The following is a 26,398-nucleotide window of genomic DNA, read 5'->3' as shown; positions in this document are numbered from 1 at the left end:
GGGGGATTATATTAAAGGGTAATACCCTTTGTTAATTGTTTTGCTGCACCTTCATCTGTAATTAGAATTGAAGTGTGCCCTTGCTTAATTACAGCCTGTATTGCCTTTGCCTTTGAAGAACCTCCAGCGACTGCAACAACATGAGATACATTTTGTAAATCTTCTAGTTGCATACCAACTGTTCTTACTTTATGAACAACATTGCCTTGTTCATTAAAGTAGTAACCGAAAGCTTCGCCAACTGCTTCGCCTGCCTGAATCTTTAACCAATCTGCTTCTGAAGTATTTCTGCGACGTGCCATTGTTAACGCATCACCTATTCCATGAATGACGATATTGGAAGATCGAATCAACTCAAGAACTTCTTTCACGGAAGGCTCTGTAACAATAGACGCATATGCTTCGCTACTAACATGGTCCGGAACATACAATAAGCGATAATTACTCATCGTATTTTGCGCCATCTTGGCACAAATGGTATTGGCTTCTAATTCAACACCTTCTCCAATTCCACCACGAGCTGGGACAAATAGCATATGTAAATCTTTGCAATCAAGCTGCATCATGTCCGCAACAGCAGCTAGCGTAGTTCCTCCAGCCACAGCAACGATATTATTCGCTGTCAGACGGTCTTTTATACAAGTCACACAAGCACGGCCCATCTCCAGTTTGACCCAAGGTGATTCATCACTATCACCAGGGACAACGAAAACTTCATCCAAGTCTAATGTTTCCTTAAGTTGTTTCTCTAAAACCTTTAACCCGGAAATTTCTTTCATAAAGTCTTCCAAAGCAAGAACTAAAGCTGTTCCTTCTTCTGTCAAAGTCATTCCAGAAGAAGCGACGTGAACTAAGTTTTGTTCTTTCAAAACTTGAATTTCACTTCGCAATACTCGTTCTGTCATACCGAGACTTGCTGATAAGTTTCTTCTTCCAATCGGCTGCATAAGCCTAATGTGCTGAAGTACTTGCATTCTCGTTTGCATAACAGGTAGCAGATCAGGTAATAATTTTTTTGTGTTCTGAATCCATGAGCGCATATCTTTTCTCCTCACTACATTGGTTCATTTTTCTTTGTGGTCACTTTATGTCCCGCAGTGACATTTTGTGTCCCACATAGGTTAAAAAAATAATCCCTGCTACGTGTATTATTGTAACAGGAGATAGAAACTTATTCAACTATTAACTGAATTCTTTATATAGTTTATTATGACGCCTTTGTGAATGTTCCCATATTCCACCTGTTTTCCGCCTATTTCTACAACCGGAATCATTAAGTGATATTTTTCTAAAAGGTCATTATCTTCATATATATCTATTTCCTCAATTTGAAAAGAATATTCACATTGTACTTCCTTTAAAACTTGTTTCGCCTTTTCGCAAAGACCACAATCTTTTTTTGTATATAGTACAACTTTCATCTTCTTCACCTATCCAATTGTTTTTCTTAGAGACGAAGCTGGAATATGCATTTGTTCTCTATATTTCGCAACTGTTCTTCGAGAAATAACGATTTCGTGCTCTTCTTCTAATAATTTTGAAATCTTTTGATCTGAAAGTGGCTTTTTCTTATTCTCCGCCTCCACAAGCGTTTGAATAAACTGTTTCACCCGCTTCGTTGAAACGGCCTCATCTTCTGTCGTCGAAATAGCATTGCTAAAGAACGATTTCATCTCAAATAAACCATGTGGTGTTTGCACATATTTATTTCGCGTTGCACGACTAATTGTAGATTCATGCACACTTAACTCTTCCGCTACCTCTTTTAACGCAAGCGGTTTTAAATACGCTGGACCTTGCCAGAAGAAATCACGTTGTTTTTCCATTATAATGCCCATTACTTGTAAGAGTGTTTGTTTTCTTTGTTTCAAACTGCGCATAATCCATTGTACATGCTGATACTTCTCGGATACGTAAGAAGCAACTTCACTTTCACTATTATTTAGAAGCGCACTATACTCTGAATGAATTTCAATTCTCGGCATATTTCTCTCATTCATCTGTAAAACGAGATGATCCCCATCTTTTTTCACAGCCATATCAGGCACGATATAAAGTGGTTTATCGGAAGAAAATGCAAGACCTGGTTTTGGTTGTAATGACGTAATACAATTTACCGCCTGCTGTAATTCCTCATTACTACACTTCAGCACTTGAACGAGCTTTCGCCAATCTTTCTTCACGAAATAAGCAAAGTGTTCCTCTACAACTTCTTCTGCTAAACCATCCCGTCTTTGTAAGCGCTTCAATTGTAAAATAAGACATTCCTGAATATTACGTGCTCCTACCCCCGCTGGCTCGAGTGATTGGACAAGTTCTACAGAACGGTCCACTACATCAATTGGCGCAGAAAGAAGCTCTGCTAGCTCTTCATTCGTTTCTTGTAAATACCCATTTCCATCCATGTTCATAATAATGAAAGAAGCTGCCTTTCGCTCTTCTTCATCTATTTTATAATACTGTATTTGATTTAATAAATGTTGCTGAATCGTTGTTGAATCCACACTGTAGATCTCCATCTGATTCTCGACTTGTTTGCCGGTACTTTTACTTGTGTTAGAGCTCTTTTTCTTCTCCCTCTCAAAACCACCTAACTCAATAAGGGGATTCTCTAACGATTGCTCATACAAAAACTCCGATAATTCTTGTACATTATACTGGAGCATTGTAATCGCTTGCCTTAACTCTTGTGTCATTGCCAAACGTAAGCTTTGTTCTTGTAAAAGACTTGCCTTCAAACTAATCTCCCCCTTGTTTCTATTGTACAATAAGTTTGGTAAAAGGAGAATGCTATCACAGACACCCATTCCAAAATATTATTAATTTATATGTATTAATGAGATTTACAACTTACAACCGAAATTTGAATAATATTGAAAGAAAATAATAAGGTACAAAAATTATTATCAAGTACTAATAGTAAATCTTATTACTAGATATAACAAGAGGGAAATAAAAAAAGTCCTAACCTACAAAACGTAAGTTAGGACTTTTTGACGCGCCCAGAGGGATTCGAACCCCCGACAGACGTGGTACCGGAAACCACCGCTCTATCCGACTGAGCTATGGGCGCATGATTATAAAATATACTTCATTTTCTTCTCATAATAATAGCAATAAAATCCATCTAAATCAATAAAAATATCCCCTTAATCCCTTATGCCCCTTAACTAGGAGTATATAAAAACATATCATTCCCCTAAATTTTCCAATCATAAATTCACCCCAATTCACAAATTATAACCTTTGAATTGATATTCCAAAGGGGGCTTCATTCAATGACTGTAATTACAAAACTAAAGCAAACTGTTTCTGGATTAAAAAGTGCACAAGCTAGCTTAGAGGGATTCGCTCTTGATACGGATAACCAACAAGCAAAGCAACTTTTCGAAACAGCTGCGCAGCAAACTCAAACAATTATCGATTCTTTAAACCCGCGCGTTGAAGAAGTCCAACAAGAAGAACCACAATACACACAGCAATAACAAACCAGTTATGCTGTGAAACAGAAAAAGGATGATATGCAGTCATCCTTTTTCTCTCACATTACATAATGCAATAGAAATGGAATGATGATTATGCGACAAATCGGACTGATAACCGCGTTATTTGTACTTCTATTTAGCTCTTTTACCGGCTGTGATCATAGCCCATTAGATAAGAAAGTAAAGAAAGAAGAAGCAAAGCGAACCGAGAAAGAAAAAGGCCCTAAATTAACAAAGATGAGCACAGAATCCTTTAATCAATCTATATCGCAAGGAGCAAAGAAAAAAGCTCTCGCCATGGATGAAATTATAAAAAGCGCAGCAGTGAATTCCAATTTAGACCTCTACATAGCAGTTAAGCCTGAGCATCATGAAAGATTTGGTCTAAAACCTTTGCGCAAGAAACTTCAAAAGCAACTAAGTGATGAATATCCCACTTTCGATGTTCGTGTTAGTACAGATAAAAAAATCTTCATGCTACTCGAGAAACTTGAGAACAAAATCAAGAAAAAAGAAGTAAATAAAGATGAAATCCAGAAACAATTAAAACTTATCGGATCAGAAATGGAATCTAACACTTAAAGCTTTCAAATAGAAAAGGAAGGATTGAAATGTCTAGTAAAGATAAAAATTTAACCCCTGTACAACAAGAATATAAAAAATTCGCGCAAGAACGCGAACCAAAGCGCCCCGTCTTAAAAAATTGTATAAAAGCTTTTTTCGTCGGCGGGTTTATTTGCTTTATCGGACAGCTGATTTCTACGTTTTACATCACATATTTTGATTTTACTGAGCGCTCAGCAGGAAATCCAACAGTCGCAACTCTTATTTTCATCTCAATGTTACTGACTGGATTCGGTGTATACGATCGCCTTGGACAATTCGCTGGCGCAGGTACAGCTGTACCTGTTACTGGGTTTGGGAACTCAGTTATTGCTGCGTGTATCGAACACCGAACGGAAGGATTTGTCCTTGGTGTTGGTGGAAATATGTTTAAATTAGCCGGATCTGTTATTTTGTTTGGTGTATTTTCCGCTTTCGTCATCGCACTTATTAAAACGATTCTCTTTCAATGGGGAGGGCTATAAATGTTACAAGGACACCGAACATGGGTATTCGAAAACAAACCAGTCATTATCTCAACCGGGGTGGTCGGTGGACCATTTGAAGCAAATGGCAATATCCCCGAAGACTTCGACATCCTCCATGAAGATTTATGGCTCGGACAAGATTCTTATGAAAAGGCACATAAAATTTTATTTGAAGAAGCTTGTAGCCGCGCTACCGAAAAGGCACAGCTCCGTAAAGACGATATTCAATTCGTACTCGCAGGAGATTTAATTAATCAAATAACTCCAACGAGCTTTGCATGTCGTACACTCGGAACACCTTATCTCGGATTATTCGGAGCTTGCTCTACTTCTATGGAAGGTTTAGCGCTCGGTGCAAGTATTGTAAATGCAAAAGGTGCAAAATATTTATTAACCGGTGCATCAAGTCATAACGCTGCTGTGGAAAAACAATTCCGCTATCCAACTGAATATGGTGGTCAAAAGCCTCCTACTGCACAGTGGACAGTGACCGGTGCAGGCGCAGCTATTTTAAGTGAAACTGGATATGGTCCACAAGTAACATCGGCAACAATCGGTCGGGTTATTGACATGGGACTAACAGATCCTTTTAACATGGGAGGTGCGATGGCCCCAGCTGCCGTCGATACAATTGAAGCCCATTTGCGTGAGCGCCAAATCGATGCCTCTTATTACGACTTAATCGTAACAGGAGACCTTGGACATGTTGGTCGTGAAATTGCTTACGATTTACTACATAAACATGGAACAAAAGTAACGAGCGAACAGTTTCAAGATTGCGGGATTATTATTTATAGAGAAGGACAGCCTGTCATAGCTGGTGCTAGTGGCCCTGGATGTTCCGCAACTGTCGTGTACGGTCACTTATTAAACCGAATGAAAAGAGGAGAATTCAAAAGAATACTTGTCGTTGCGACAGGCGCTTTACTATCTCCGATTACATTCCAACAAGAAGAAACGATTCCGTGTATTGCTCATGCCGTTTCGATTGAATTTGGAGGTGCAACGCAATGATTTTTTTCTGGGCTTTTGTCATTGGTGGACTCATATGTGTAATTGGTCAACTTATGTTTGATGTCGGTAAACTTACTCCTGCTCATACAATGGCAACACTCGTTGTTGTCGGTGCTATACTAGACGGCTTCAACCTTTATGAACCATTAATCGACTTTGCAGGCGCCGGTGCAACTGTACCTATTACGAGTTTCGGTAATGCCCTCGTTCATGGCGCGATGGAAGAAGCTGCAAAACACGGAATCGTTGGCGTAATTACCGGTATGTTTAAAGTAACGAGCGCTGGTGTATCAGCAGCTATCATTTTCGGCTTCATCGGAGCATTACTATTTAAACCAAAAGGATAAGGGGTTTTTATATGACTGTAATCGCTAGTGTAAAAACATGCCTCGCTAGTCTAAGGGGAGCTCAAGCAAGCTTAAGCTCCCTTTCGTTAAATTCAGCAGATGAAGAATCAAAACGCGTATTTCATGAATGTATGCTAGAAATGGACAGCGTCATCGCTGATTTAAAAGATAGAGTTTCAGTATTAGAACGTGAAGAACCTCAATATAAAGGGTTTTAAGTAGACTGGAGGAAATGACTATGTCTCACCTGCCCGAATGGACACTCGTTATTCTTCGCTCTGTATTCATATTAATCATTTTATTCGCTATTACGAAATGGTTAGGGAAAAGACAAATCTCTCAGCTCTCCTTTTTTGAATACATAGCCGGAATGACAATCGGTGACATCGCTGCCCAAGTATCTACAGGGCTCGATTCAAAATTTTTCCACGGCGTCTTTGCGATACTCATTTTCGCTGTGGTACCTTTTTTCACAGGAATCCTCTCCTTAAAGAACAAAACAGCTCGGGACTTCTTTGAAGGGAAATCTACCGTATTAATAAAAGATGGAAAAATACTCGAAGATAACTTAAAGAAAGAAAAATATACAAGTGACGAATTACTTGAACTACTCCGAGGAAAAGATGCGTTCAGCGTAGCTGATGTTGAATTTGCAGTATTAGAACCGAGCGGAGAGTTAAATGTATTACTGAAGAAAGATCGCCAACCACTCACAGCAAAAGACATCGGTTTAAAAGTACCGAATGAAAAAGAACCACAAACTGTTATTATGGATGGAAATGTATTAGATGAACCTCTTTCCTCTAGTGGACATAACCGTGCTTGGTTACATGCAGAATTAGAAAAACTTGGCGTTGTCATCGAAAATGTCTTTCTCGGTCAAGTTGATTCATACGGACAACTTACTATCGACATTTACAACGATAAACTCCAAATGCCTTCTCCTCAAAACAAGCCTTTATTATTTGCATCTTTAAAAAAATGTCACGCTGATCTTGAGCTATTTTCTTTAGAAACAAAGTCGAAATCGGCAAGCGAAATGTATAGTAAAAACGCGAAACAAATCGAAAATATTTTAAATAAAGTAACCTATCTTTTAAAAGAATAGATCTCGAAAGGACGCTTCAGCCACAAGGCGTTCTTTTCTTTTTTTCTAAAGCTTTTATGACGTTTAAATTTATGTAATTCGGTTAAGATGTTGAAGATACATAAGCAGGGAATTTCAAAAATATAGCGAATAATTCATGATACAACTACATATTTTTTTGATTTAAAGTGGTTTCGTTTGACCTTTATTGACCATAATTGTATTATAAGACTAAGAAAGCTTTAGAAGGAGGAAATAACAGATGAATTTAATTCCTACAGTAATTGAACAAACAAATCGTGGAGAACGCGCTTACGATATTTACTCTCGACTATTAAAAGACCGCATCATTATGCTTGGTAGTGCAATTGATGACAACGTAGCTAACTCAATCGTTTCCCAGCTTTTATTCTTGGAATCTCAAGATCCAGAAAAAGATATTCACATCTACATCAACAGCCCTGGTGGTTCTATCACAGCGGGTATGGCAATCTATGATACAATGCAGTTTATTAAACCACAAGTATCAACAATCTGTATCGGTATGGCTGCATCTATGGGTGCATTCTTACTTGCAGCAGGTGAAAAAGGAAAACGTTATGCACTTCCTAACAGTGAAGTAATGATTCACCAACCACTTGGTGGGGCACAGGGTCAAGCGACTGAAATCGAAATCGCTGCAAAACGTATCTTATTCTTACGTGAAAAATTAAACCAAATTCTAGCTGACCGCACAGGTCAACCAATTGAAGTTTTACAACGCGACACAGACCGCGATAACTTCATGACAGCTGAAAAAGCTCTAGAATACGGTTTAATCGATAAAATCTTTACAAATCGTTAATACTTAAAAGCAGAAGCGGCTCGTTCAGCTCTGACTGGCTAAGGTTCTTTCGCATAAAAGGCGCTTTTTGCCTTCTTATGCGGAAGGTTCTTAGACACGAAGAGCTAGCCGCTGGAGCTGGATACATTTAAAAGCAGAAGCGCCCTATAACAGGGCGCTTTTTTATGATTATGTACCTCCATCCACATACCCCACCGATTGCCCCCACTAACCAAATTACCCACAAACAGCAAAATAAAAAAGCTATCGCACATATGCGATAGCCATTTTATTGTACATATGCAGCTAATGCTTCTAAAGCCTCTTCTGCATCTGAACCTTCTGTTGTAATTGTTATCATGCTACCAGTTCCAATTGCTAAGCTCATAATCCCCATTATGCTCTTTGCATTTACTGTCTTTCCATCTTTCTCGATGAAGATATCCGCATGAAAGCGATTTGCCTCTTGTACAAACAACGCAGCCGGACGTGCTTGTAAGCCGTTTTTTAATGAAACTTTAACCTGTTTTTGAACCACAGCTCCCTCTCCCCTTTACCCTCTTATTTTTTTGCTACCGTTTCCCCCGCGCGTAATTTCTCTGCAATTTCATCGATTTTACGCAAACGATGATTAATACCCGATTTACTAATTTTCCCCCCGGATACCATCTCACCTAACTCTTTCAATGTTACATCTTGATAATCTCTTCGTAGTTGTGCAATTTCTCTTAGTTTATCCGGCAAAATATCAAGACCAACCGTCTCATCAATATAGCGGATATTTTCAATCTGCCTTAGCGCTGCACCAATTGTTTTATTCAAATTGGCTGTTTCGCAGTTCACTAAACGATTTACTGAATTACGCATATCACGAACAATTCGAATGTCTTCAAATCTTAAAAGCGCATTATGAGCACCTATAATATTTAAAAATTCCGTAATTTTCTCAGCTTCTTTCAAATACGTAATATACCCTTTTCTTCTTTCCAACGTCTTACTATTTAAATCAAATCCGTTCATCAGTTCACATATAGCATCATTATGTTCCTTATATAACGAAAAGATTTCTAAATGATAAGATGATGTTTCTGGGTTATTTACTGAACCACCTGCTAAAAATGCACCGCGTAAATATGATCGTTTACAACATTTCTTCTCAATTAATTCTTGTGATATATTTCGAATAAATGAAAAGTCGTCGCGGACGATATGAAGATCTGCTAATATTTCACGAGACTTCTCAACAAGCCGCACAATATATACATTATTCTTCTTCAAGCGCATTTTTTTACGAACAAGTAATTCTACCGTCACGTCATATCCTTTTTTCAAAAGCGTATAAATCCTTCTTGCGATAGCTGCATTTTCCGTTTGAATATCGATAGATAGACGACGGTTTGAAAAAGAAAGCGATCCGTTCATTCGAAGTAACGCTGATAATTCAGCTTTCTCACAGCATTCCTTCATTTCAAGATTCGTCAACTCTTTCTTTGTTTCTGATGCAAATGACACAGTCAACACCTCCTTATACTATTACTCTGGAACAAAATTCTTGTCCTATATGAATGAGGAGCGTTACCTCAAACGAGGCAACGCACATTTATAACAATGAATATAAAATAGAAGCTAACTTCAATGTATCATGCCTTACAACACGCTCATCATACTTCGCTAATTTATCTTGAATTACATCAATATTATTTTCAGCAAAACGGTCTTCATCCACTACTACCGGTCCCGACATTTCTTCCTCATATAACTCACGTAATTCACAAGGAATATCACGATTATTTACAATTGCGGTATCGATAAATGGTTTACCTAAATGATCATGCAACGCCTGCACATGATCAAACGCAGTATACCCCATCGTTTCACCCGCTTGCGTCATAACATTACATACATATACCTTCTTCGCTTTTGCAGCAAGAACAGCGTCCCCAATTTTGTTAACAACTAAATTCGGCAATATACTCGTATACAAACTTCCTGGACCGAAAACAAGTAAATCAGCTCGTTTAATCTCAGCCAACGTTTCATGCAATGGCTCTACATCTTCTGGAGTTAAAAAGACACGGTTAATCTTCTTTCCGTAATAAGGAATCTTTGACTCACCTGTCACAATTTCTCCATCCTCTAGTTCCGCATGAAGTACCGCACTTTGATTTGCTGCCGGTAATACACGTCCTCTGACATTTAATACTTTACTCGTTTCCGTAATCGCATGAAAAAAGTCTCCTGTAATCGAGGTCATACCTGCTAGTAATAGATTTCCTAACGCATGACCTTTCAGCCCGTCTCCATTTGTGAAACGATGCTGAAATAAAGCTTCCACCAGTGGCTCTACATCCGATAACGCAACAAGCACGTTACGAATATCACCTGGGGGTGGAATTTCCAGCTCATCACGTAATCTACCCGAACTGCCACCATCATCAGCGATTGTAACAACTGCTGTAATATCAACAGGATATTGCTTTAATCCTCGTAATAAAACAGATAGTCCAGTTCCTCCTCCCATGATGACAATTTTAGGTTTTCTCTCTTTTTTCATCCCTTAATGGCCCTTTCTCTTCTCCACATCACGATGAGATACATGAACGCTATACTCTGGTTTCAAATGTTTCCCAAGGTATTCTGTAAGCGTAACAGAACGATGCTGTCCACCTGTACATCCAATTGCAATTACAAGTTGACTCTTGCCTTCTCTTTTATAATGAGGCAGCATGAAACTAATGAGATCTGTCAATTTCTCTAAAAACTTATGTGTCTCATTAAATTTCAGTACATACGATGAAACTTCTTCATCTAGTCCTGTTAATGGCTTCATATGTGGAATGTAATATGGATTTGGTAAAAAACGAACATCAAATACTAAATCTGCATCAATTGGAATACCGTACTTAAATCCAAATGACATAACATTGACACGAAATGCTTGCTCAGTTTCCGTTGAGAACAGCTGAACAATTTTTTCACGTAATTCTTTCGGTTTTAATTCCGATGTATCCAGCACAATATTCGCTCGTGCCTTCATATCTGTTAATAAACTACGCTCCGCTTCGATTCCTTTTAACGGCAAACCAGTTGGCGCAAGTGGATGCGAACGTCTCGTTTCCTTATAACGAGTTACAAGCGTACTATCTTTCGCATCTAAAAATAAAATATGAGGAATGATCCATGTACGTTCTGATAAATCATCAAGTGCTCCCCATAAATGTTCGAAAAACTCTCGGCCACGTAAATCAATGCCAAGTGCTACTTTATTCATTTTCCCTTGTGAATCTGCCATAAGCTCAATAAACTTTGGCAATAACATCGGTGGTAAATTATCTACACAAAAATATCCTAAATCTTCAAAACTTTGCAAAGCTACTGTTTTTCCAGCTCCAGACATTCCTGTAATAATTACCATTTTTATATCATTATTCTCTGTCATCGTATCCTCTCCTTGACGGTTTAACTCGGATCTAATCGATATGAAAGCAGCTCAAAATCTGGGGTATATACAAATGTACCGTAGATTATACCATTCCCTTTAATTAAATAATCAATAATGTGATAATCTCCTGGCGCCATTGCTAAATCATCAATCTTATCAAATGTATGCCAACCAATGATGCCTTCTTCGCTCTCTAGTTTGTTTTCTCCTGCAAAATCTGTCGCTAAAAAGGAGAACATCATCCATTCAGAAACAACTTTATCGCCTTCTTGGATGACAAAAGTGAAGACCCCCTTTAACGCTGGGTTCTTTAAATAAATACCTGTTTCTTCACGATATTCGCGAACAACAGATTCTCTTACTGTCTCACCACGCTCCATTTTCCCGCCTGGTGCAACCCACCAATTTCGGCGAGGTTTTTGGAGTAAGAGTACTTCATTATCTCTAATTAACACACAGTTTGTCACTCTTTGCATGTTCCTTCACCTCAGCTACTTGCAGTAAAATCACTCACTGCATACTCATTTTATTATACTATCAAAAACAGTTTGCTACAACGAAGGAGCCAGTCCTCTTTTACTAAGCATATAATACTAAACAATTGTAAGAAAGCTTTCTAGAACACGCAATCTAAATGCCTAAGTTTCCAATGAATGGCATAGAAAAATCCCCTTAACGATTTTTATCGCCAAGGGGATTAGGGCCCTTATTTCTTTCCGAAATAAGTAACAATCGCAAATCCTAAAATAAAGGTAATAATTGAACTTACAATTGAAAATCCACCAGTTGGAATACCAGGGAATACAATTACAATCGAACCAATAACAAGTCCAATAATTGCCGCAAATGTCATACTTTTATAACGATCCAATAAAAAACTAATTCCTTTACTACTTACAACAAATCCAACCATAACACCGGCACCAATAACCGCGATTAACGGTAAATTGAGTGTAGTTAAAGCATTAATTGCTGTTGGATACACACCAATAATTAATAAAATAAACGATCCACTAATTCCAGGTAGAAGCATAGCCATACTAGCCATCCATCCTGCGAAAAATAAACCGATTGCATTTAGAATTGTTAACGTCGTAATTGGATCTGCTGCCTTATCCGGCTTAAAGAATGCTGTTATCGCAACAAGAATTGCTGCAACGATTAATACGACGATATGACCACCTTTAAACGTCGCCTTTGCATCAGCTTCTCTCATTAACATCGGTAATATACTAATAATTAAACCGAGGAAGAAAAATTGAGTCGGTTCATAATGATATTCAAGTAAATATTTAATAACATGGCTTAACGTTAAAAACGCTGCCGCCACACCAGCAGCAAGGGGAATTAAAAATCCTAAATGTTTTTTCCATTCACGACTAAAGAACCCACTAATTGCCGCAAGCAATTGTTCATAAATTCCTAACACAACAGCGATTGTACCGCCGCTCACACCAGGAATTAAATCACTAACGCCCATACAAAATCCACGATATATATTACGCCATTCCATACTGAATAAATTCCTCATTTCTTATAGTGATTTTTTCCGTAAAGTCCAGTATATCAATAAGAAAGCTTATAATCCTTATTATTTTTGACAAAACTTTGACATTTTCACAAAAAAGAAGAAAGCTCCTATCGGTAGCTTCCTTCTCAAAAGGTATATTATCCCTTATTTCTCTGTTACAGTCTTTAGTTCTTCTAATAATTCTTCTACGTAATGTTGTGCACTTTGTGCTGCAATACTACCGTCACCTGTTGCAGTTACAATTTGACGAAGCATTTTTTCGCGAACATCACCAGCTGCGAAAATACCAGGAATTTTCGTTTCCATACGCTCGTTCGTTTCAACGTAACCATTTTCATTTGTAATACCTAGCTCAACAAACGGTTTTGATAATGGTAACATACCGATGTATATGAAAACGCCGTCAGTTTTGAATTCTGTTTCTTCGCCACTATTTACGTCTACAAGTGTTACACTTCCTACTTTACCATTTGTATCATTAATTTCTTTTATAGTGTGATTCCAAATGAAATCTACTTTCTCGTTTTGGAAAGCACGATCTTGTAAAATTTTCTGTGCACGAAGCGTGTCACGACGGTGAACGATTGTTACTTTTGATGCGAAGCGTGTTAAGAACACACCCTCTTCAACAGCAGAGTCTCCGCCGCCAATAACAACAAGTTCTTTTTCTTTAAAGAATGCGCCATCACATACCGCACAGTATGATACACCGCGGCCGCCAAGTTCTGCTTCACCTGGTACACCGATTTTTTTATACTCTGCACCACTTGCAACGATAATTGCACGTGTTTTATATTCTTTTTTACCAGCAATAATTGTTTTGTATTCTTTACCATCGATGACTTCTTTCACATCACCATATGCATATTCAGCACCAAATTTCTTCGCATGCTCAAACATTTTATTTGATAAGTCTGGTCCTAAAATAGACTCATAACCTGGGTAGTTTTCTACATCTTCTGTATTTGCCATTTGTCCACCTGGAATACCACGCTCAAGCATTAATGTACTTAAATTCGCACGAGATGTATATACTGCAGCTGTCATACCAGCTGGTCCTGCACCAATAATAATGACATCATAAATTTTTTCTTCTGACACACTATTCACTCCTATCCATTCCTACACAATTAAGTTACCCTCATTATACTGTTAGCATCATTTTTTTCCCAATGATTTGCCTACCCTATGTGTGCGTACGCTTCACAGCCTGCACATACTTTCGTACAGTCGCTACAGATACATTATATACATCTCCAAGCTCCGACTGTGTCATCTTATTTTTTTGTTCGCCGCGCACAATATATTCAATTGCCGCTGACCAACCGTACACGTTTGTAAAAACTGCCCCGGATGTATATAAACGTATAAACGTACAAAACCAAAAGTGTAAACACTCTTCGATTAATTCATCATCTTTTTTCGTATAATTGTATAACGCATCCGCGATTCGCACACACTGTTCAAATTGCTGTAAATCAGCAGGAATACTCTTATGACTATTAAGTAAGAAGAAATACTTTGCAAGTTGCGATACAATTGGAACGCCATTTTTCGCTTGCATTGCATCAAAGAAAAATCCAACCTTCTCAGGTGTAGATAATTCGTTCATTAAATATAAAGCTAGCATTTGTTCCTCTAGCGTCGCGCTTTGCTGAAATGACTTTTGTAATTCTTCAAATAATATATTTTGTCCTTCATCCGCTAAATTCAGCGCGTTCCACGGTTCTTTCCCTTTTTTATCAGGGTGCAATTCTACAACATGTTGCCACATTTTTTCAGCTACTTGCTGATCTTTCACCATATACGCAGAATATGCAAACCAATAATAAAAACTGACGTCTCCCTCGTATCCTTGACGTTTTAACACTTTGAACCATTTATAGGCATGCTCGAAATGACCAATTGTTGCAAGTGTCGTTCCAAGTTTCAATCGATGTTCAAATGAAATTGGATAGACTGAGACTAATTGCCCAGCTAACGCTTCTACTTGTTTATGCTCTCCAATTGAATATAGAAAAATAAGCGTATTACAAAGCGCATGCATATTACCAGGATTTTTCTCTAAAATCATTTCCGTTAACTTGAGCGCCTTATCTACATTGCCAGATTGAAAATGCGCAATAGCTAAATTATTATGACCCGACCAAAACTCCGGATAATCTTTCGTAACAATTTCTAACGTAGCAATTGCTTCTTCCAATTGTCCGTTACGAATATAGCGATTCGCTTCTTCCTGCATAACAATTAAATCATCTTCATCTTCAATCTCTTCCGCACCCATCGCTTCTTCTTCCATAATCTCAAGTAATTCTAATGTATCTTCTACGAATTCCTTCTCTTCTGCAACTTCTAAATAACGCTCCGCATACTTCTTCGCCTGCTGAAATAGACCCATATATGCATAGTTATTTGCAATAAAATAATAGCATTGTTCAAGTTCAGGATTAGATCTAACTAGCTTTAAGAAGATTTGATTCGACTCTTGATATTCACCAGCCTCAGATAATGCTGTTGCTAATTGACATAAAATAAACGGCTCCTTCTCACTTTGTGCCGCTCTTCGAAAATATTTAATTGCATCTTGCAATTTTTGCCCTTTGTAAGCCCTCATCCCTTTTTTATAAAAGAAGTCCGCTAATTGGTTAAAAGAGATAACTTGTCCGTTCTCCTTATATATTCTTTGATTTTTCCCCATATATCCTCCAGTTTTTTGTTTTCTTCGCTCACACATTCTTCTATCTATAAGTATAAACGATTCCGTAAAAAACAAAACAGTATATTATAATCAATTATTTCCTTTTTATTCATAAAAAACGAAGAGAAATGTTACATTTTTAGCATGAACCTTCTCTAGTGGCCATTTCCTCTTTCGTATAAATAATACGCATCGGATTTCCACCTACGAAAGCACCATTTGGTACATCTTTATGAACAAGTGTACCAGCTGAGACAATAGCGCCATCTCCAATCACTACCCCCGGTAAGATTGTCGTGTTCGCTCCGATCATCACTTCATTTCCTATAACAATCTCTCCAAGTCGATATTCACGAATTAAATACTCATGTGCTAAAAGCGTTGTATTGTACCCGATAATTGAATTGTCACCCACAGTGATCTTTTCTGGAAACATAATATCCGGCATAACCATAAGTGCAAATGATGTTTTTTTTCCTACTTTCATTCGTAGGAACGTACGATACAACCAATTCTTCACAGTTAAAAATGGTGTGTAACGTGCAATTTGAATGATAATAAAATTCTTCATTACCTTCCAAAAAGAGACCGTTTTATACACATTCCATAATGAATTCTCTCCTGAAACAGGATAGCGCGTTGTCCGTCGCACGCAATTCTCTCCTCTACTTAAAAAAGTAAAACTTTATGAGTGGTTCATACCGGACAAAATTGGTAATAAATCACTCATTTTATCTAACATAAAGTCTGGCTTGTAAGCTTCTAAATATGCTCTACCTTTCAATGTCCATGAAACCGCAGCTGTTTTCGTACCCGCATTTTGTCCTCCGACAATATCATGATGATTATCCCCAACCATCAATGTTTCTTCGGGTTTCGCATCTAATAACTCAAGCGCTTTTTGAAGTGGTTCTGGATGTGGTTTCACATGTTCCACGTCATCAATTGTCACAACAACATCAAAAAACTGATCCAGTTTTGAAAGCCGTAGTCCCATTTCAACCGTCTGTCTCCCTTTCGTTGTAACAATCCCTATTTTATAACCTTGTTTCTTCAACTCTTGAACTGTTTCATATACAGTTTCATATTCTTCCACTAATTCATCATGATGATCATGGTTAAATTGGCGATAACATGTAATCATCTCTTCAACCTTACTTTCATCCATCTTGCTGAAAGTATCATGCAAAGATGGGCCGATAAACGGTAATACATCTTCACGCTTATAGTGATTTGGATAATATGTATGTAACACATGTAAAAAAGAAGATATAATAAGTTCATTTGTATTAATTAACGTTCCATCTAAATCAAATAACACTGTATTTATTTGCATCGCCCTAGTCCTTTCACTTTCCTGAATATGAAAGAAGCAGCATCTTATAATAAGATGCTACTTTTCTCTAATTTTCTAAATATCTTTTATCAGCTTGCCCCATTTTTCGTCTCACAATAATGAAAATAATAGAAATAACAACAATTCCAATAGACATTACTTGTGCAATACGAAGTGGTCCTAACATTAAACTATCTGTACGCAAGCCTTCTACGAAGAAACGCCCAACTGAATACCAAATTAAATATGTGAAGAATAATTCCCCGCGGCGTAAATTCACTTTTCGTAATGCGAGTAGTAAAATCACACCTGCAAAGTTCCATAATGATTCATATAAAAACGTTGGGTGATAATACACGCCATCAATATACATTTGATTAATAATAAACTGTGGTAAATGAAGCCCTTCTAAAAACTGTCTCGTTACTTCGCCACCATGTGCCTCTTGGTTCATAAAGTTTCCCCATCGGCCAATTGCTTGTCCTAGTAAAATACTTGGCGCAGCAATATCCGCTAGCTTCCAGAATGAAAGCCCGCGTCGTTTCGCAAAAAGAATCCCTGTAATAACAGCCCCAATTAAACCACCATGAATCGCCAAACCACCTTGACGGATTCTAATAATTTCACTTGGGTTTTGCGAATAATATTCCCATTCGAAAATGACATAGTACATTCTCGCGAAAAGAATAGCGATTGGTACTGCAATTAATACAAGGTCAATAAATGTATCTTTTGGAATACCTAGCCTTTCTCCCTCGCGAGTTGCTAGCCAAAGACCTAATAGCACACCTGTACCGATAATAACCCCATACCAATAAACAGGGAACGGTCCGAGCTGGATTGCTATACGGTCAAGCTGTGGTACAGAACCTAACAGCATATGTATGACCTCCCTCTCCAGAGTTTACTCTTGATTTCCTAACTCAATCGCACTCATTAATCGTTCAGAGAACTGTTGTGCTGCATTGACTCCCATACGTTTTAAACGGAAGTTCATCGCTGCTACTTCAATAATAACAGCCAAGTTTCGACCAGGACGAACTGGAAGTGTAATCTTCGTAAGTTCTGTATCAATAATCTTCATCTTCTCTTCATCAAGACCTAAGCGATCATAATTTTTCTTTTGATCCCAAATTTCAAGATTAATAACAAGTGTAATACGCTTATAATTTCGCACTGCCCCCGCACCGAATAACGTCATTACGTTAATGATACCTAGACCACGAATTTCTAATAAATGCTCAATCAAATCAGGGGAGCTTCCTATTAATGTGTCCTCATCTTCTTGGCGAATTTCTACGCTATCATCAGCGACTAAGCGATGACCACGCTTTACAAGCTCAAGTGCTGTCTCACTTTTACCAACACCACTTTGACCTGTAATTAAAACACCAACGCCGTAAATATCAACTAACACACCATGAACTGCTGTTGTCGGCGCTAACTTACCTTCTAAATAGTTAGTTAAACGACTTGATAATCTCGTCGTCGTTTGAGCAGAACGTAATAAAGGCACACCTGATTCACGTGATGCTTGTAATAACTCATCTGGCACATCTTGATTACGAGTTACAATAATACAAGGTGTCTCCTCAGTACAAAGCGCTTTCATTCTCACTTGCTTTTGCTCTGGCGTTAACGTATCAAAGAACGTAAGCTCCGTTTTCCCAAGAAGTTGCACACGATCAGCTGGATAATATGTAAAAAATCCGGCCATTTCAATTCCAGGTCGTGATAAATCACTTGTATCAATCGGACGATGAATTCCCTCTTCACCACTTACTAACTCCAATTGAAATTGTTCAATTAAATCCTTTGTCCTTACTTTCGGCATATGTATAAACCTCCACTCCGCTGCGGGTTCAGTCTCATTTGATGTAAAATCCCATTCTAACGGATATTGTACCATTTTTTTCTTAAAACAAGAAACACGGTTTCTAATAAATAGAAAAAAACATTTCATACGAATGATGAAATGTTTTTCTTTTTGTCATTTTCTCTTTTTTTCATATAACGGTTCGACAATTGCCTTTTCAATAATCATATTAAAAATAGAAATACAAATTGCCGCGACAATCGCTACACCAAATCCAGATATATTAAACGCATCTCCTAATAATGAATCTGCCATTTTTAACGTAATCGCATTAATAACAATTAGGAAGAAACCGAACGTTACAACAGTAATTGGTAGCGTAATTAAAATTAAAAACGGCTTTACGAACACATTTAAAACCGCCAATATAATACTCGCAATAATTGCAGTTTGTATATTTGCTACGTAAAATGCATCTGGTGCAACCCCTTTTAAAAGTCCCGATACAGCGATTAACACAACGCTATTTACAAGAAGTGATACAATCCATCTCATTTTCTTACACATCCTTTTAACATATATATTTCATCATACGCTAATAGATAATAAACGCAAGTATCCTATAAACCTTTGTATCAACTTATTCTACCCTTCATGCTTGTATACCTACTAACACTTCCTTGCGAAATAAGGACCACACCATCCATGTTCATGCGTTTTCACCAAGGTCCAAGTGAAATCTTTATCTACAATATAGATATCACCTCTTAAAAAATCATCCGTACCCCGTAATATATCATCCATACGTAATAAGCTCGCATCTTTTATGAGAAGTACTTCATCACAATGTTGATAGAATATATAACACTCCTTTTTCACTTCATTATGAAACGCTCTCTCTGCTTCTGTTCCTTCTAAACGCTTCTTTTTCTCATAACTAAATATGTGCCAAAGATAACCACATACATACTTATCCTCATAAAGAAAAATATCTTCTTTTTCTTTATCACTTAAATGATTTGCAAAACAATCCTCCCAGCGCTTGCGAAAATATACACCCCAACTTTGAAACTCTCTCACCTTCATATTTTTCTTTCTTAAAACATCTATAAACTCCATTTTTCCCCCTATGAAATAAAAACCGAGTGTCATTCCCACTCGGTTTTCATTAATAAACTTATTGCGATAACTCTACTTCTTTTATCTTCTCTTTCATTCTTGCTTTATCACGATCTAAAATCTCTTTTAAATACTTAGCTGTATACGAGCGTTCTTCTTTCACTACTTGTTCTGGCGTTCCGGAAGCAACGATTTGCCCACCTTTGTCTCCACCTTCTGGTCCAAGGTCAACGATATAATCAGCTGTTTTAATAACATCTAAATTATGTTCAATTACAAGAACCGTCTCTCCGCTTTCAACAAGGCGCTGCAATACTTCTAGAAGACGCGCAATATCATGTGCATGTAAGCCAGTCGTTGGTTCATCTAAAATGTATAACGTACGTCCTGTTGAACGACGGTGTAATTCAGAAGCTAATTTCACGCGCTGTGCTTCACCACCAGATAATGTCGTTGCTGGCTGTCCTAATTTCATATAACCAAGCCCAACATCTACAAGCGTTTGAAGTTTACGTTTAATTTTCGGTATATTGGCGAAGAACTCTACCCCGTCCTCAATTGTCATCCCTAATACTTCAGAAATGTTCTTATCTTTATACTTCACTTCTAACGTTTCGCGGTTGTAACGTTTGCCGTGACAAACTTCACACGGAACGTACACATCTGGTAAGAAATGCATTTCGATTTTAATAATTCCATCACCGCGGCAAGCTTCACAACGGCCACCTTTTACGTTAAAGCTGAAACGTCCTTTTTGATATCCGCGCACTTTCGCTTCGTTCGTTTGCGCAAACACATCACGAATATCATCAAATACACCTGTATACGTTGCTGGGTTAGAACGTGGTGTACGACCGATTGGTGATTGGTCAATATCAATAACTTTATCTAAATGCTCAAGACCCTTAATTTCTTTATGAGTTCCTGGCTTCGCTTTCGCTTTATATAGCTTTTGAGCTAATGATTTATATAACACTTCATTAATCATCGTACTTTTACCAGAACCAGATACACCTGTTACTGCTACAAATGTACCAAGTGGGAATGACATCTTCGCATTCTTTAAGTTATTCTCTTTTGCACCGACAATCTCCACTTTACGTCCGTCACCTTTACGTCTTTCAAGTGGAACTGGAATAAACTCTTTACCACTTAAATACTTTCCTGTTAATGAATTCTCATCTTGCATCACTTCAGCTGGCGTCCCTGCTGATACAACTTGCCCGCCGTGAATACCTGCACCAGGTCCGATATCAAGTAAATAGTCCGCCGCCATCATCGTATCTTCATCATGCTCAACAACGATTAACGTATTTCCTAAGTCACGCATCTCCTGCAATGTGCGAATCAGACGATCGTTATCGCGCTGGTGTAAACCGATAGAAGGCTCATCAAGAATATAAAGTACGCCCGTTAAACGAGAACCAATTTGTGTCGCTAGACGAATACGCTGCGCCTCACCACCTGATAAAGTACCAGCCGCACGACTTAACGTTAAATAATCTAAACCAACGTTCACTAAGAACCCAACGCGCTCCTGAATTTCTCTTAAAATTAAATGAGCAATTTTTTGTTGTTTCTCCGTTAACTCAACATTCGAGAAGAATTCCTGTACTTCTTGAACAGAATACTTCGTTACGTCAGCAATCGTTTTATCACCAACGAAAACAGCTAAACTCTCCGGCTTTAAGCGTCCGCCTTTACACTTCGGACAAGCTTGCTCTGCCATATATTTCTCCATTTGCTCACGAACATAATCAGAACTCGTCTCACGATAACGACGTTCAATATTTGGGATAACACCTTCAAATAAAATCTCATTTTCCTTTACTTGCCCAAATTCATTTACATAGCGGAAGTAAACTTTCTCTTCACCGCTTCCATACAACACCTTATCAAATAAATCTTTCGGTATATCTTTCACCGGCATATCCATATCAACGCCGTAGTGATTACATACAGATTGTAAAAGTTGTGGGTAATATTGTGAACTTGTCGGTTCCCAAGGAGCAATCGCATGTTCATTTAATGTTAAATCCCAGTTTGGAATGACAAGCTCTAAATCCACCTCTAACTTTGAGCCAAGTCCATCACAAGAAGGACATGCCCCGAACGGACTATTGAACGAGAACATGCGCGGCTCTAATTCTCCGATGGAAAAACCACAATGCGGACAAGCATGATGTTCACTAAATAGAAGTTCCTCTTCTCCCATAACATCGATTAACACTCGTCCCCCGCCAAGCTTTAATGCACTTTCAAGTGAATCAGCAAGACGACTTGCAATTCCTTCTTTTACAACAATACGGTCAATTACGACTTCAATAGAATGCTTCTTATTTTTATCTAACGTAATCTCTTCAGATACATCAAGCATTTCACCATCAACACGTACACGAACATAGCCTTGTTTCTTAATATCTTCAAGCACTTTCACATGCGCACCTTTACGTCCTGACACGATAGGAGCTAACACTTGTAATTTCGTACGTTCCGGATATTCGAGTACACGGTCTACCATCTGTTCTACTGTTTGTGATGTAATTTCAATTCCGTGATTTGGACAAATTGGTGTACCAATTCGCGCAAATAATAAACGTAAATAATCATAAATCTCCGTTACCGTTCCAACCGTTGAACGCGGGTTACGACTCGTCGTTTTTTGATCAATCGAAATCGCTGGTGACAATCCTTCAATCGTATCCACATCCGGCTTATCCATTTGTCCTAAAAACTGGCGTGCATACGCAGATAACGATTCTACGTATCTGCGTTGCCCTTCTGCATAAATCGTATCGAACGCTAATGATGATTTACCCGAACCAGACAATCCCGTTACAACAACAAGCTGATTTCTCGGAATGGTTACATCAATATTTTTCAAATTATGTGCTCTAGCACCTTTTACAACAATAAAATCCTTGCTCATGCTCACTCTTTTCACCCTTCCGCCTTTAATTCTAATAGTAAATCTCTTAATTCAGCTGCACGCTCGAAGTCTAACGCTTTTGCTGCTTCTTTCATCTCTGCTTCTATCTTTGCAATTGTCTTTTCACGCTCTTTTTTCGTCATCTTCTTAGCAGGAGTTGCTTCATATGTTTCCGGTTCTTCAGCCGCTGTCGTTGCACGGATTACATCACGGACGCCTTTTTGAATCGTTTTCGGCGTGATACCATGCTCTTCATTGTAAGCTTCTTGTATCGTACGACGACGCTGCGTTTCTTCAATTGCAATTCCCATTGATCTCGTTATGCGATCTGCGTACATAATAACGCGGCCGTTTTCATTACGCGCGGCACGACCAATTGTTTGAATTAATGAACGCTCTGAACGCAAGAACCCTTCCTTATCTGCATCTAAAATAGCTACAAGTGATACTTCTGGAATATCTAATCCTTCTCGTAATAAGTTAATACCGACAAGTACATCAAACTTACCAAGACGAAGGTCACGGATAATTTCAATACGTTCTAACGTTTTAATTTCAGAGTGAAGATAGTTTACTTTAATTCCTACATCTTTTAAGTAATCTGTTAAATCCTCTGACATTTTTTTCGTTAAAGTCGTAATTAATACACGTTCATTTTTTGCAATACAATCTTGAATTTCTCCTAATAAATCGTCAATTTGACCTTCAATTGGTCGTATATCGATTGGCGGATCTAAAAGCCCTGTTGGACGAATAATTTGTTCTATTACTTCCGGTGACTGCTCTAACTCGTACGGTCCTGGCGTTGCCGAAACGTAAATAACTTGATTCGTTTTCTCTTCAAACTCATCAAACGTGAGCGGTCTATTATCTAAAGCTGATGGCAGACGGAATCCATGATCCACAAGCACTTGCTTACGCGCTTGGTCCCCGTTATACATTGCTCTTACTTGCGGCACTGATACGTGCGACTCATCCATAACAATTAAGAAATCCTTCGAAAAATAGTCTAATAACGTATACGGCGTTGCACCTGCTGGGCGAAGTGTTAAATGACGGGAATAGTTTTCAATACCTGAACAAAAGCCCATCTCGCGCATCATTTCTAAATCATAACGTGTACGTTGCTCTATACGCTGCGCTTCTAACAACTTACCGTTATCATTTAATTCCTTTAAACGCTCTTCTAATTCTTTTTCGATATTTTCAATAGCGACCTTCATTTTTTCTTCACGTGTAACGAAGTGAGATGCTGGGAAGATTGCTACATGATCACGTTCTGCTAACACTTCACCTGTTAACGCATTTACTTCACGAATACGATCGATTTCATCACCGAAAAATTCAATTCGAATACAATGCTCGTCAAGTGATGCTGGGAAGATTTCAACTACATCTCCGCGCACACGGAATGTACCACGCTTGAAATCAATATCATTACGTCCATACTGTACATCAACAAGTTCACGAAGCAATTGATTGCGGTCCTTTTCCATGCCAACTCGAAGTGAAACAACTAACTCGCGGTACTCTTCAGGAGAACCTAAACCATATATACACGAAACACTCGCAACGATAATTACATCGTCCCGTTCAAATAATGCAGACGTTGCTGAGTGACGCAATTTATCGATTTCATCATTAATCTGCGCATCTTTTTCAATAAACGTATCTGTTTGCGGTACATACGCTTCTGGCTGATAATAATCGTAATAACTAACAAAATATTCAACTGCATTATTCGGAAAGAAATCTTTCAGCTCACTATATAATTGTCCTGCCAACGTTTTATTATGAGCCATCACAAGTGTTGGCTTCTGCACTTCTTTAATGACATTTGAAATCGTAAATGTCTTACCCGTTCCTGTCGCTCCAAGCAACACTTGTTTTTTCTTTCCACTATTAAGTCCCTCTACAAGCTTCTCTATAGCTACCGGCTGATCACCTTGCGGGGAATACGCTGAGACAATTTCAAATTGATGTTCCAAGAAAAATCCGACCTCCTCATAAAAATCTGTATTATTATTTTACCACGAATGCCCATAAAAAACCTAAAAAAACGAACAGATATTCGGTAAAATTTTCGACAATATCTACATAAAAAAAGGAAGGCATAAGCGCTTCCTCCCTCTATCAATTTTATTTTTTAGGTACATATAATAAGTCATATCCATTGCGCCCAGCTTCATTCGTACAATCTACTAACCTATAAGCAACCTCTACATGCGATTCTTTTCCCTATTGTCATCCTCTCCTATAAAAATTATTTGTATACCCAAAAAGCTACTTTCCTCTATGAAAGTAGCTTCTCTTTTCCTTTCCCTTTTTTCGGAAAAATCACATATGAAAATGAAATAACTGTATCCACTAAAAGTATAATCGCCCACACTCGGCTCACACGGCTCGCAGCTTTATTTAAAACGATTCCTGACTCTAACCAATCGCCCCATTGTTCAAATGGAATCAATCCATACGCGAAGAAAAAAACTATATGAACAGCAACGAATAAAACAAGATGTAATACCCAATTTTTCATTTCCTGCTTCGCATAGGCCATACCTGTCAGTTCTATTTGTTCCTCCATAATAGGCGCTGATTCATTCCGCCACTTTGCAACTAGTTTTTGCACATATATATCTAGCTTCTTTAAATCCTTTTTCCCGTAAAATACTGCATATAATAAAATGATTACCGTAATGATCTGGAAGTTAGAAAACTTTCCTGTTTGATAATAATCGACTACCCCTAATGTTAAAATGAACACTTCATTTATTAGCAGCACAATCCCCATAATAAAACTCGCCTTTTTCAAACGGAATCCGTAACGAAGTAAAAAGAAACCGATAGCTGATAACCAAAATACAATCTCTGCACCAATTAAAAAATACCATCGATATTCTGCCAGTATACTCATTTATCCCGCTCCTTTTCATCATAAATACGAAAAGCCTCATCCATATATACTAGAAGCTCTTCCTCAATTGGATACATACTCATTTTCTGTGAATCTTCTTTTGACTTTCTTACTTCCCACAATTTATCTAAAAATGCTTCATCACCATTTGCCATCTCTAAGCACTTTTGCATTAATTTCTTTGTTGCACCTTGTACCTCATCACATGATGCTTCCTTACCGTCTTTCATAAAGTTACGTAGTTTCTTTAATAAATCTACCCACTCTAAAACATTCGGATCTTCTTCACTCATGTTCGGCAAATTATGAAGCAACTTTTGTTCTTCCTTAGAAAACACTTCATTTTGGAACATCTCACGTATTCGCGGAGACTGCTTCGAAAGCTGAATAAGCTCAAACATAACTTTCCAATCCAGTTCCCCTTCCACATCCACCGAATAAACAACAGCTTGTAAGATACGCTCCATTCGATTAAATTTCTTTTGTTCTTCCTGTACAAATCGAAGTTGATTTTCAAGCGATTTTTTTAAATCCAGCTCACCTTTTACTAACATATTCGCAGTTTCTTTTAATGAAAATCCCATTTCTTTTAAAAATAAAATTTGTTGCAAACGAACAACATCTCTCTCGCTATATAACCGATGTCCCCCATCCGTTTTCCCACTTGGCTTTAATAAATCGATTTGATCATAATAACGTAACGTCCTTACTGTAACTCCTGTTTCCCTCGTTAGTTCTTGAATCGAAATCAACTCCATCACCTCTT

The 26,398-nt window shown here is 38.0% G+C and carries 29 protein-coding genes, 1 tRNA gene and 1 pseudogene; 8 read left to right on the top strand and 23 right to left on the bottom strand.

Features of this window, described 5'->3' with window-relative positions:
• Positions 1 to 11: 11 nt before the first annotated feature.
• From cggR to COI75_RS09255, 4 genes are all read right to left on the bottom strand, one after another.
• A complete protein-coding gene (gene cggR / locus COI75_RS09270; protein ID WP_001258191.1) occupies positions 12 to 1,040 on the bottom strand; it encodes a gapA transcriptional regulator CggR in 1,029 nt (342 codons plus the stop codon).
• Between the two features lie 135 nt (positions 1,041 to 1,175).
• On the bottom strand, positions 1,176 to 1,421 hold the full coding sequence (locus COI75_RS09265) for a glutaredoxin family protein (protein WP_000869724.1): 246 nt from the start codon (positions 1,419 to 1,421) through the stop codon (positions 1,176 to 1,178).
• A 9-nt stretch (positions 1,422 to 1,430) separates the two neighbouring features.
• A complete protein-coding gene (rpoN, locus tag COI75_RS09260) occupies positions 1,431 to 2,738 on the bottom strand; it encodes an RNA polymerase factor sigma-54 (RefSeq protein WP_000647975.1) in 1,308 nt (435 codons plus the stop codon).
• A gap of 259 nt (positions 2,739 to 2,997) precedes the next feature.
• A tRNA-Arg gene (locus tag COI75_RS09255) sits at positions 2,998 to 3,073 on the bottom strand.
• 205 nt (positions 3,074 to 3,278) lie between these two features.
• On the opposite strand from COI75_RS09255, the gene COI75_RS09250 reads away from it, so the two are divergent.
• The 8 genes from COI75_RS09250 (at position 3,279) to clpP (ending at position 7,868) form a co-directional block, all read left to right on the top strand.
• On the top strand, positions 3,279 to 3,485 hold the full coding sequence (locus COI75_RS09250) for a DUF1657 domain-containing protein (RefSeq protein WP_000216159.1): 207 nt from the start codon (positions 3,279 to 3,281) through the stop codon (positions 3,483 to 3,485).
• 93 nt (positions 3,486 to 3,578) lie between these two features.
• Entirely contained in the window at positions 3,579 to 4,067 is a 489-nt protein-coding gene (locus COI75_RS09245) for a YhcN/YlaJ family sporulation lipoprotein (protein ID WP_001248901.1), read from the top strand.
• A 29-nt stretch (positions 4,068 to 4,096) separates the two neighbouring features.
• Positions 4,097 to 4,573: a stage V sporulation protein AC gene (spoVAC, locus tag COI75_RS09240; protein WP_000095398.1), complete on the top strand. Its 477-nt coding sequence runs from the start codon at positions 4,097 to 4,099 to the stop codon at positions 4,571 to 4,573.
• The gene (gene spoVAD / locus COI75_RS09235) at positions 4,574 to 5,590 is read left to right on the top strand and encodes a stage V sporulation protein AD (RefSeq protein ID WP_098448331.1); all 1,017 of its coding nucleotides are present in this window, start codon (positions 4,574 to 4,576) and stop codon (positions 5,588 to 5,590) included. It begins immediately after the preceding gene.
• A complete protein-coding gene (spoVAE, locus tag COI75_RS09230; protein ID WP_000575922.1) occupies positions 5,587 to 5,937 on the top strand; it encodes a stage V sporulation protein AE in 351 nt (116 codons plus the stop codon). The genes spoVAD and spoVAE overlap by 4 nt, the downstream gene beginning before the upstream one ends.
• An 11-nt stretch (positions 5,938 to 5,948) precedes the next feature.
• Positions 5,949 to 6,155, top strand: coding sequence for a DUF1657 domain-containing protein (locus COI75_RS09225; protein WP_000215892.1), 207 nt, complete (start codon positions 5,949 to 5,951; stop codon positions 6,153 to 6,155).
• A 20-nt stretch (positions 6,156 to 6,175) separates the two neighbouring features.
• Positions 6,176 to 7,045, top strand: a complete 870-nt coding sequence (locus COI75_RS09220) for a DUF421 domain-containing protein (protein WP_000018903.1) — start codon at positions 6,176 to 6,178, stop codon at positions 7,043 to 7,045.
• Between the two features lie 241 nt (positions 7,046 to 7,286).
• The gene (gene clpP, locus COI75_RS09215) at positions 7,287 to 7,868 is read left to right on the top strand and encodes an ATP-dependent Clp endopeptidase proteolytic subunit ClpP (RefSeq protein ID WP_001049161.1); all 582 of its coding nucleotides are present in this window, start codon (positions 7,287 to 7,289) and stop codon (positions 7,866 to 7,868) included.
• Between the two features lie 268 nt (positions 7,869 to 8,136).
• On the opposite strand, the gene COI75_RS09210 is transcribed toward clpP, so the two are convergent.
• The 19 genes and pseudogenes from COI75_RS09210 to COI75_RS09125 form a co-directional block, all read right to left on the bottom strand.
• Positions 8,137 to 8,385, bottom strand: a complete 249-nt coding sequence (locus tag COI75_RS09210; RefSeq protein WP_000250298.1) for an HPr family phosphocarrier protein — start codon at positions 8,383 to 8,385, stop codon at positions 8,137 to 8,139.
• 23 nt (positions 8,386 to 8,408) lie between these two features.
• Entirely contained in the window at positions 8,409 to 9,359 is a 951-nt protein-coding gene (gene whiA, locus COI75_RS09205) for a DNA-binding protein WhiA (RefSeq protein ID WP_000006563.1), read from the bottom strand.
• Positions 9,360 to 9,447: 88 nt separating this feature from the next.
• Positions 9,448 to 10,401 carry a gluconeogenesis factor YvcK family protein gene (locus tag COI75_RS09200; protein ID WP_000712171.1) on the bottom strand — a complete coding sequence of 318 codons (954 nt, stop codon included), beginning with the start codon at positions 10,399 to 10,401 and terminating at the stop codon, positions 9,448 to 9,450.
• A 3-nt stretch (positions 10,402 to 10,404) separates the two neighbouring features.
• Positions 10,405 to 11,286, bottom strand: coding sequence for an RNase adapter RapZ (gene rapZ / locus COI75_RS09195; RefSeq protein WP_000138466.1), 882 nt, complete (start codon positions 11,284 to 11,286; stop codon positions 10,405 to 10,407).
• A gap of 20 nt (positions 11,287 to 11,306) precedes the next feature.
• Positions 11,307 to 11,765: an NUDIX hydrolase gene (locus COI75_RS09190; protein ID WP_001190083.1), complete on the bottom strand. Its 459-nt coding sequence runs from the start codon at positions 11,763 to 11,765 to the stop codon at positions 11,307 to 11,309.
• Between the two features lie 230 nt (positions 11,766 to 11,995).
• Complete coding sequence (locus tag COI75_RS09185) at positions 11,996 to 12,802, bottom strand: DUF368 domain-containing protein (protein WP_000455206.1); 807 nt, start codon at positions 12,800 to 12,802, stop codon at positions 11,996 to 11,998.
• 162 nt (positions 12,803 to 12,964) lie between these two features.
• Positions 12,965 to 13,921: a thioredoxin-disulfide reductase gene (gene trxB / locus COI75_RS09180; RefSeq protein WP_001288074.1), complete on the bottom strand. Its 957-nt coding sequence runs from the start codon at positions 13,919 to 13,921 to the stop codon at positions 12,965 to 12,967.
• 85 nt (positions 13,922 to 14,006) lie between these two features.
• On the bottom strand, positions 14,007 to 15,518 hold the full coding sequence (locus COI75_RS09175) for a tetratricopeptide repeat protein (RefSeq protein WP_000517722.1): 1,512 nt from the start codon (positions 15,516 to 15,518) through the stop codon (positions 14,007 to 14,009).
• Positions 15,519 to 15,657: 139 nt separating this feature from the next.
• Complete coding sequence (locus COI75_RS09170; RefSeq protein ID WP_098448330.1) at positions 15,658 to 16,170, bottom strand: acyltransferase; 513 nt, start codon at positions 16,168 to 16,170, stop codon at positions 15,658 to 15,660.
• 33 nt (positions 16,171 to 16,203) lie between these two features.
• Complete coding sequence (gene ppaX, locus COI75_RS09165; RefSeq protein WP_098448329.1) at positions 16,204 to 16,854, bottom strand: pyrophosphatase PpaX; 651 nt, start codon at positions 16,852 to 16,854, stop codon at positions 16,204 to 16,206.
• A gap of 67 nt (positions 16,855 to 16,921) precedes the next feature.
• The gene (lgt, locus tag COI75_RS09160; RefSeq protein ID WP_000924227.1) at positions 16,922 to 17,734 is read right to left on the bottom strand and encodes a prolipoprotein diacylglyceryl transferase; all 813 of its coding nucleotides are present in this window, start codon (positions 17,732 to 17,734) and stop codon (positions 16,922 to 16,924) included.
• A 24-nt stretch (positions 17,735 to 17,758) separates the two neighbouring features.
• Positions 17,759 to 18,688 (bottom strand): HPr(Ser) kinase/phosphatase, encoded by a 930-nt coding sequence (gene hprK, locus COI75_RS09155; RefSeq protein ID WP_001127252.1) that lies wholly within the window; start codon positions 18,686 to 18,688, stop codon positions 17,759 to 17,761.
• 156 nt (positions 18,689 to 18,844) lie between these two features.
• Positions 18,845 to 19,225, bottom strand: coding sequence for a phage holin family protein (locus tag COI75_RS09150; protein WP_001267315.1), 381 nt, complete (start codon positions 19,223 to 19,225; stop codon positions 18,845 to 18,847).
• Positions 19,226 to 19,339: 114 nt separating this feature from the next.
• Positions 19,340 to 19,789 (bottom strand): DUF4275 family protein, encoded by a 450-nt coding sequence (locus COI75_RS09145; protein ID WP_000394322.1) that lies wholly within the window; start codon positions 19,787 to 19,789, stop codon positions 19,340 to 19,342.
• A gap of 58 nt (positions 19,790 to 19,847) precedes the next feature.
• Positions 19,848 to 22,718, bottom strand: a complete 2,871-nt coding sequence (gene uvrA, locus COI75_RS09140) for an excinuclease ABC subunit UvrA (RefSeq protein ID WP_000030981.1) — start codon at positions 22,716 to 22,718, stop codon at positions 19,848 to 19,850.
• Between the two features lie 11 nt (positions 22,719 to 22,729).
• Positions 22,730 to 24,706: an excinuclease ABC subunit B gene (uvrB, locus tag COI75_RS09135; protein WP_000401010.1), complete on the bottom strand. Its 1,977-nt coding sequence runs from the start codon at positions 24,704 to 24,706 to the stop codon at positions 22,730 to 22,732.
• A 151-nt stretch (positions 24,707 to 24,857) separates the two neighbouring features.
• Positions 24,858 to 24,938: pseudogene (locus tag COI75_RS27780) on the bottom strand (DUF4362 domain-containing protein); the annotation flags it as partial.
• A gap of 73 nt (positions 24,939 to 25,011) precedes the next feature.
• Positions 25,012 to 25,632, bottom strand: a complete 621-nt coding sequence (locus tag COI75_RS09130) for a hypothetical protein (protein ID WP_000025197.1) — start codon at positions 25,630 to 25,632, stop codon at positions 25,012 to 25,014.
• On the bottom strand, positions 25,629 to 26,390 hold the full coding sequence (locus COI75_RS09125; protein WP_000420468.1) for a MerR family transcriptional regulator: 762 nt from the start codon (positions 26,388 to 26,390) through the stop codon (positions 25,629 to 25,631). Before COI75_RS09125 ends, COI75_RS09130 begins: the two co-directional genes overlap by 4 nt.
• Positions 26,391 to 26,398 lie beyond the last annotated feature (8 nt).

It is taken from the genome of Bacillus cereus (assembly GCF_002564555.1).
Taxonomy (GTDB): Bacteria; Bacillota; Bacilli; order Bacillales; family Bacillaceae_G; genus Bacillus_A; species Bacillus_A cereus_K.
This window is presented reverse-complemented; position numbering and strand designations above follow the sequence as displayed.